The organism is Dehalococcoidales bacterium (genome assembly GCA_028716225.1).
In the GTDB taxonomy this organism is placed as follows: domain Bacteria; phylum Chloroflexota; class Dehalococcoidia; order Dehalococcoidales; family UBA5760; genus UBA5760.
In genome coordinates, this window is record JAQUQE010000118.1 from 1 (window position 1) to 3,131 (window position 3,131).

4 protein-coding genes are annotated in these 3,131 nt (G+C 53.3%); 1 reads left to right on the forward strand and 3 read right to left on the reverse strand.

The genetic code is table 11. The annotated features are described in order from the left end of the window. Together PHI12_14435 and PHI12_14440 are read right to left on the reverse strand one after the other, a co-directional pair. Nucleotides 1-483: hypothetical protein (locus PHI12_14435; GenBank protein ID MDD5511982.1), on the reverse strand; the 483-nt coding region annotated here is incomplete at its 3' end. A gap of 234 nt (nucleotides 484-717) precedes the next feature. Then, nucleotides 718-966 carry a hypothetical protein gene (locus tag PHI12_14440; protein ID MDD5511983.1) on the reverse strand — a complete coding sequence of 83 codons (249 nt, stop codon included), beginning with the start codon at nucleotides 964-966 and terminating at the stop codon, nucleotides 718-720. Between the two features lie 430 nt (nucleotides 967-1,396). Here PHI12_14440 and PHI12_14445 point away from each other — a divergent pair, with 430 nt between their 5' ends. Continuing rightward, complete coding sequence (locus PHI12_14445; GenBank protein MDD5511984.1) at nucleotides 1,397-1,900, forward strand: hypothetical protein; 504 nt, start codon at nucleotides 1,397-1,399, stop codon at nucleotides 1,898-1,900. A 367-nt stretch (nucleotides 1,901-2,267) separates the two neighbouring features. Here the strand turns inward: PHI12_14445 and PHI12_14450 are convergent, their stop codons facing one another. Then, entirely contained in the window at nucleotides 2,268-3,101 is an 834-nt protein-coding gene (locus PHI12_14450) for a tyrosine-type recombinase/integrase (protein ID MDD5511985.1), read from the reverse strand. Nucleotides 3,102-3,131: the final 30 nt, after the last annotated feature.

Sequence of the window (3,131 nt, forward strand, 5' to 3'; positions counted from 1 at the left end):
GGCAACGTTCCAGGTTACAAAGCGCACCCGTTTGCACACCACAGGCGAGTAGGAATTTGCAGTGTCCACCGCCGCGAATGCCAGCCGCGCCAACTCTGCTGCGTCTTGTGTCTGCGGTTTCAGCCAAGGCCAGGTCGGCAATTCCGCCAGAAACGCCTTGACCTGTTCGGTCTGTGGTCCTAGCGGGTCGGACAACTCCCGCAGGACAGTTAGTCTTTTGCATCGCAGCTTGTCCTCGTCGCGGCAGATGATGTCGCTGTCGGCGGCCTCCACCTCCAGGAGATGGCACTCGGTCAGTGGACTATGCAAATAGTACAGACCATCGAGGCGCCTGATGTTGGCGTGTAGACCGCGACCGCACACTTTCTCGGTCGGCGGGTCACAGTCGTCCTGTTCGACGACTCGTGGATACGGCGGGCCGTAATTGACCTTCCCCGAGTAGAAATCGGTATAGTCGCCGCGGACGTGTTTGTAAGCGATCATCGCGCGGCTTTCCTGACGGTCTCACGGCGCATCATCTTCCCGTCGCCTCCTCTTTCGTCGCAATGAACTCCTCCCAAACTGCGCCCAGCCAGCTTCGCATCCGCTCGTTCTGATAATTGGGTTGAAAGTGATTGCAGAATTGCTCCTTGCCGGGTTTCGCAGCAGGAACACATTTCATCAGAAACTTGTGCCATGATACAGGTTCATCGTGGAATGCACAGTGGCCAGCTAACATTACCCGCACCTCCTGCACACAACAATTTTCTCAATGGCTACAGTGCTTCCCCAGGGGTGTTTCTGCTCGATGACCTCAAGAGGGGAAAGACATTGCGGGCAAAGATTGTGGTTCTTCGCATACATTAAGACGGCTTCTTCGACGCAAGGCCTATAGGTTTGGTAGCTGTATTCCAGTGCACCCAACGGATCATCGCTGACCAACTCATATACCAATTCGGTTAGACGATTCTCGAAGTCAGTTTTCATTTTGGCCTGCCTGAGCCGAAATCAGAATGTGTGCGGGAGTCAAACCTAGGGGACGTGATAACCTTGCCAGGGCTGTTAAAGACGGGAGTCTCTGATCGGATTCAACCAAGGAAATGTAACCCTTCGTGTATCCGCTTCGCCGTGCTAGATCTTCCAGGGTTATGCCTTGTGATTGCCGATGTTTGCGCAACGCCAATCCCACTTTCATTCCCGCATCCCTCCTCCAGCAGGAAGTGCTTGCTAATGGGAGAATCCCCTGTCTTTTCTATCGCGCAGATAACATGCATATATCCCACGCTTCGAGACTAGACTAGCATAAACGGGGATGATCGGTCAAGCACTCTAATTGACGAATTAGCAACGAACCATAGACAAGTGTCCATCGGGTTGTTATGCTCATATGGTGAGATAGCAGGAGGGATGGTTCAAAATGGCGAAGGATATTCTGGTTGTCGCCCGAAAGGCTTTGCGGGATCGTGTGCTTCAGGCAAGCCCTGAGGAGTTGGAGGGTTTCCAGAAGACCGATCTGGCTGGTCGCTTGAGTTGGGCTTTGGAGTGGTTGAATCAACGCTATCAGGGCTTTACGCGTATTCCGCAGGCAGCGCGGATAGACTCAACACCACAGACCATATCGAACATCGTGGTTCGGAGGATCAAGAACCCGAAGTACGAGTTGGTCAAGCGACTGGCAGAAGACATGGGTCTGCCGGTACGGTTTCTCCTGGAGGGTATGATGGATTCAGCGGCGGATGAACTGGCAAAGACGATTGCAAAGATGCCTGACGAATTCAGAACGCGCCTGATTGTTCCCGAGAAAGCTTTGCGCCCTTACATCTTGACGGGCTTGCAGTTAGCTGTCCAGGCGTTTGATGCCCAGCTATCGCCAGAGATACTGAAGAGTTGTTTTGAGACGGCAAAGATGCTTCAGAAGTAGAGGGTTCGCGCTCATATGAGATGGACACAGCATGTTCGATCCCAGTCAAGACGTGCAGAGTCCATCTGCTGATTCTTTCAAGCGCCTCGAGTTGTGCGAAGCTTAGAACACAAGACGTAAGAACGCACAGCGCGGTTGCCTCATCGTGAATTGACTGAAGCTCTGCCTTCATTATCGCTAGAGCAGTCAACGGGGTTTGTTTTGCCTTCCACAACTCCTGCAGCCTACATTCGATTTGCTCTACTCGCTCAGCAGCGTTCGACAGTAACGGTTTTATCTTTTCTTCCGGGTTCATCTGTCAACGCCTCCGCTTGTATATAAATCTGGTAATAGGATACTAGGATATGGCTGTCTTCGCAAGCGACTTTTAGGCTCTCGGGTGATAGGCGTAAGACCGCTTCATATGTTCGGAGGTGACGTGTGTGTATATTTGGGTTGTCGCGAGTGAGGCATGACCTAACATCTCTTGTATCGAACGGAGATCAGCGCCGTTTTCATAAAGGTGTGTCGCCATCGAGTGGCGGAATATGTGCGGCGAGACTCCCTTTGCGTAACGAGCGACGACGCGCTGGGCCGTTCTGACATTTATGTGTCGTCGCGGATACTTTTTCGAGCGGAAAAGATACCCTCTTCGCCTACGAAGCGCGTGGATGGCCCTAGAAACCGTTTTTGACAACGGGACATATCTTTCCTTGGACCCCTTGCCGAAAACGCGAATGAAGCCATCCTCGTGCATGATGTCCTGCGCCTTCAGGCGGACGCACTCTGATACGCGCAAGCCGGCTCCGTAAAGCAGTTCCATAAGGGCTCGATCGCGCTTCGGCATATCCTGGTCAAGGATCGCGGCGACTTCCGGTTGTGTCAGAACCTTGGGCAATCGCAACCCGGGGCGCTTCATCCGAAATTCATCCATCGGGTTTCGCTCGACCAAGCCTTCCCGAATCGCCCAACGAAAGAACGAGCGGAGCACGGCGACCATCCTGCGATAGGCCGCCGGGTTCCCTTCTTCTTTCAACGCCGAAAGGAAGTGGCGAATCCGAACCCGCGTCTGTGGAAAGCCCGGGCACTCGGCAAAGAAACGGAGCAAATCCCGATTATATGCCTTGATTGTTAAGGGGGAATAATGCCGTGCCCGTAGATGGTTGAGGAATGCCGTCCGTTTGTGCATCCTCATCCCCCTTTCGCCTATATGATACCGCACGGCGCACGAAAGGGGAAGGGGTATCTTACT

Excerpts from the sequence above, each read along its gene's own strand:
- PHI12_14440 (MDD5511983.1), bottom strand. The coding sequence starts at position 966 with ATGAAAACTGACTTCGAGAATCGTCTAACCGAATTGGTATATGAGTTG.
- PHI12_14445 (MDD5511984.1), top strand. The coding sequence starts at position 1,397 with ATGGCGAAGGATATTCTGGTTGTCGCCCGAAAGGCTTTGCGGGATCGT.